Origin of the sequence: Streptomyces gamaensis, assembly GCF_042656465.1 — a bacterium.
In the GTDB taxonomy this organism is placed as follows: domain Bacteria; phylum Actinomycetota; class Actinomycetes; order Streptomycetales; family Streptomycetaceae; genus Streptomyces; species Streptomyces gamaensis.
In genome coordinates, this window is the sequence record NZ_JBHSPB010000050.1 from 1 (window position 1) to 4,345 (window position 4,345).

The following is a 4,345-nucleotide window of genomic DNA, read 5'->3' on the forward strand; positions in this document are numbered from 1 at the left end:
GGTGGAGATGCCCCGTCCGTAAGGGCTGGGTTGTTCACTATACAATTTACCGGAAAAGTAAAAGTAAGGACAGAAGAAAATAGACTTGTATTGACGTTAAAGCCTGAGACAATTCCTCAAATTACAACTCATTAATCATTTTTTATTTTCTTTTTTTATTTTCTATTATTTTCTTCTTTTTTATGTTTTTTGTTTTTCTATAATTAGCCAATTCTCTCGATTGTTTTTTTCAAGTTTGTGATACTAATTCAAGAGGTTGAAAATATAGAGACATAAAAAGTTAGAGAGATACAAACGTAAAAAGATAGAGAAAACTTTAAATATTAGTTTTTACATATATAAGAATGAGGTAAGAAAAATGAAAACGAAAATGAGTAAGAAAGAAAACAAAAAGAATAAAGTTTATTTTTGCAGAATGTGTAGTTTTGTAGCTACAGATTTAGATGAGTTAGATTTTCACTATAAGATGAGTCATGAATCATTTGATGAAGACTCTTTTTGGTAAGCTTTAAGTTATTTTATTTTTTATTTTCTCTTTCTAATTCTTCTTTTATATGTTTTTTCTTTTTCTATAATTAACTAATTCTATCTTTAATTTTTCTCAAGTTCGGAATAATAATTCTATTTTTTAGCAATTTCCTAGAATGAAAATTTAAAATTGTCATAGTTTTATCGAAAACATAGTGAGAAAAAAATGGAATTTGAAGATTTAGATGTAGTTCTATATGTATTTTTTGAAAATCAAGAAATGAAAAGTTTTGAATTTGAATTTAAAGAATTATTTGAAATTACTGAAAATGGATTAAGATATCTTGTAGGAGTTCCAGATTCAAGAAATAAAATCAAGAGTAATAGCGAAATTATTGAAGAATTTATATATTATCAGAATGATAATATTGTTATTAAGTTGACATTTTATTATACTAAAGACACGAATAAAATTTATATAAGAAAAATTTACGGTTGGAGAGAGAAAAGATCAGAATCTGAGAATGAAGAAGACAATATTTAAGTATGCTATTTGATTAATTTATTATTCTTCTAATTCAATTTCCAAATCATTATTACTTTTCTTTATATTTTGTGGCTTATTTTTCTTTATTTCACTTGCAATTTTATAGTTTTGAATTATCTCATTAACTAGACTATCTAGTCCCATTTTTTTTAATTTCTTAGCATATATCGTATATTTATTTTCAATATTCCAATTATTATATTTTAAAATCCAAGCATTTATAGTTTGTAAAATTTTTACATTTGAAAGATCATATTCAAATGGAAAATTTGTCTTATCTAAAAATTCATATAATAGTTCTTCTTCTTCTTTTGTTAATGTTCTTTTTTTTCTATCGCCTACATATCTTCTAGAACCATCAAACCAAAAGATCTCTCTGAAACCTGAAATTCTTGTATAAGTTGAAGTATCCATAGAATTAGCATTATCAAAAGTTTGGAGAAAATATGGAGCAGACATTCCTAGAACATGAAGTTTTTTTGTGTATTTTCTTAGATAATAATACCAAGGAAATGTATAGATTAAAATTTTTAATTTACTAGATGCAATTATTCCGCCAAATGCTATATAATCAGTGTATTGTTTATAAAAATCTAAGGCTTCATCTACTTCTCTAATTGGATATAAATGTATAACTGGGATAATTCTTTCTATATATTCAATTTTAGTATATAGATATTCGAAATATTCGAAATTCTTTCTATTTAATGGTTCAAAAATAGATGGAATATCAAGAGAAAAAAATGCATAAGCATTATATGTTTTATATTTTTCTAATACATCTTTTACTGAAATTTTCAAATTGTAAAGGCTAATTTGATAACCGCCACTGTCAACCCAAGTTTCATTTTTCCAAGTTATTTTTTTGTTATGTAATTGATTAATCAAAACTGGAAAATTTGTCTTGAGTAATAGTTCTTTTGATGATGTTATTTCAAATACTAATTTCATATAACTTTCTATTTTGGTATGACATTTATTTTATTTCTTCTTAATAAGTATACTATAGATCCTATTATTGGTATTATTATAATTCTTAATATTGTATCTTCTATATTTCCAGAGATTACAAATTTATAAAATATTGGATTTTGATATCCTAAGTAGAAGAATAGAAATATCTGAATTGCTAAAGATGTTAGAACTATAGAAAATAATTTTTTATCATTCATGAGTTTCAAATATGCAAATGCTACAATTATGAAATTCCAGAAGATGAACAATAAACCATCAAGTCCAAAAGATATATTAAATCCAAGTAGATTTTCTAGAACATTTGCTATTGTTTCTGTCGCAAAAATCAATAATAAAATATTTGGATTTATTTTGCTAAATGTTTCAGGTAATACTTTATCGAAACTCATAGTTTGAATTAATCTACTTTGGATTTTATTTGCAATTGGCATGTAACTAAAGAACCAAATTGGCATTAATGCAAACAATATTGACAAATTTGAATAGCTATCTAGAATTGAAAGTATCACGACTACTAAATAGCTTACAAAATATCCGACCATACTAGATTTTTTAATATTTTTTATTTCTCCAGCTATGTAACTGATTGCATTTATGAATATAAACGCTGATAAATCAAATAGTAATGCAGATAATAAAGTATTAGAAATTGTGAAGTTTTGATATTGAAAATTAAATGATTTAAAAACTATAAATAATGCTACTATTATTTGTGCAATTGCTAATATATCAACAATTTTTGCATATATTCTCTTATTAGCGATAATTAGTAAAACAATAGGAAATAAAGATTCAACAATTAGAAATTGTTCAAATTGATTTTGAATATTAAAGTTTAAGAGTACAAGATCACCTAAGATTGGTTGAGATAGTACATATGTTAACCATAATGAAATTCCAAAAATTGTAAAGAATTTTGAAGAAAATGCAGTTCTAATATATGCATAATCACCGCCATTAAGTGGATATTTTGTTGTTAAACGATAATACATTAATAATAGTGGAATTTCAAATACTGCTCCAATTAAAATTGCGTATAATAAGTTAACATTTTTTAGCAAACTACTGACAAATAATGGATAACTTATCCCGCTTAAAATTCCTATATAGAGAAGATTTATTGAAAAAATATCTAGGATATTAAATGATTTTACAATTCCAGAACTTTTTCTTTCAAGTTCCATAAGCTCTTGTGCAGTTTAAGACATAAATAAAGACTCAAAACTAATACATAATATAATGTATATGATGTCTCCTTTTTGTAAGTAAAACTTCATTAAATTCTTATTGACAATAACAAAATTTTTTTATATAAATTTCATAGCAAGTAAATCAAACCATATACATTATATAATATATATGATATATAGCTTTAGAAATAAGTTGATAAAAAAAAGAAAATATCTTTAATTTGGTTTTTTTAACCGCCTCGTTTTTGCAAATACTCTCTTATTGCTTCTTCTATAGCTTGAGTTAATTGAAGATTATTTTTTGCACAGTATACTTTCAGTCTAGTTTTCAAATCCTTGTCCATATAAATTCCAAATACTGCTTTTTGCTTCTTTTTTTGACTCTGTTCTTGAGTTTGCATTTTTCCTCGTTTGTTCATTTTGATTTATGACATTTTTATATCTTTTTTTGTCTTTATCATATATTTATATACATTTTTTATATCACTTATATTTTTTGGAATTAATTCGATTCTTATATCAGTATGAGGAGGCATATGTTTGTGAACTCTAGAATAATCCAGTTTTTTATTCGTGAAAACTAAAATATGATAATGAAGACCATTTGAATTTTTTGTGGTTTCCTTTATAGAAAATACATGTGAATTTTTGTCATGATTATAAATATAACTACGAAATTTTTTAAAAATTTTTTCAGTATCTCCATATTTATAATTAGTTGCAATAGTAATGAAATAAGTATAAGTATAAGAAAAATGAAAATTTAAAACTTTTTTCAAATCCACAATATTACGTGCGGAAATGACGTTTAAAAACTTATGTCGACAGAAAGGCGAAAGGTTTAAAAATGTATAATCACAAATTTTTATAAGCGAGGTGGCTAGAGATCCAGCGTAGAAAGTATATATGCCTAAGAGTTCCAAGTGAAGTAAAACAAATTTTTTACGAAAAAAGAGAAGAGATAAAAAAACAATTAGATGATATTTTAGAAGGAAAAAGAACACTAGAAATTAAAGAAACTGCAGATTTATATGATGAAAAAGTATTCTTTACAGTAGATATGTTATATTATGCGAAATTGCAAGAATTATCAAAAAAATATAAAAAACCATTATCGAAAATAATCAGATCTGTATTCTTTAATCTAAGTTAAATCTTTTTTTTC

The 4,345-nt window shown here is 24.2% G+C and carries 5 protein-coding genes; 1 reads left to right on the forward strand and 4 read right to left on the reverse strand.

Features of this window, described 5'->3' with window-relative positions:
- The first annotated feature begins 694 nt into the window (after positions 1-694).
- Positions 695-1,012: an AcrID1 family anti-CRISPR protein gene (locus ACFP1Z_RS33510; RefSeq protein ID WP_198968562.1), complete on the forward strand. Its 318-nt coding sequence runs from the start codon at positions 695-697 to the stop codon at positions 1,010-1,012.
- Between the two features lie 21 nt (positions 1,013-1,033).
- Here the strand turns inward: ACFP1Z_RS33510 and ACFP1Z_RS33515 are convergent, their stop codons facing one another.
- From ACFP1Z_RS33515 to ACFP1Z_RS33530, 4 genes are all read right to left on the reverse strand, one after another.
- Positions 1,034-1,966, reverse strand: a complete 933-nt coding sequence (locus ACFP1Z_RS33515) for a tRNA guanosine transglycosylase family protein (protein WP_198968563.1) — start codon at positions 1,964-1,966, stop codon at positions 1,034-1,036.
- A gap of 8 nt (positions 1,967-1,974) precedes the next feature.
- A complete protein-coding gene (locus ACFP1Z_RS33520) occupies positions 1,975-3,174 on the reverse strand; it encodes a hypothetical protein (RefSeq protein WP_344333010.1) in 1,200 nt (399 codons plus the stop codon).
- Positions 3,175-3,410: 236 nt separating this feature from the next.
- On the reverse strand, positions 3,411-3,599 hold the full coding sequence (locus ACFP1Z_RS33525; RefSeq protein WP_344865529.1) for a hypothetical protein: 189 nt from the start codon (positions 3,597-3,599) through the stop codon (positions 3,411-3,413).
- Between the two features lie 6 nt (positions 3,600-3,605).
- Entirely contained in the window at positions 3,606-4,184 is a 579-nt protein-coding gene (locus ACFP1Z_RS33530) for a rolling circle replication-associated protein (protein WP_390321850.1), read from the reverse strand.
- Between the last annotated feature and the right edge of the window lie 161 nt (positions 4,185-4,345).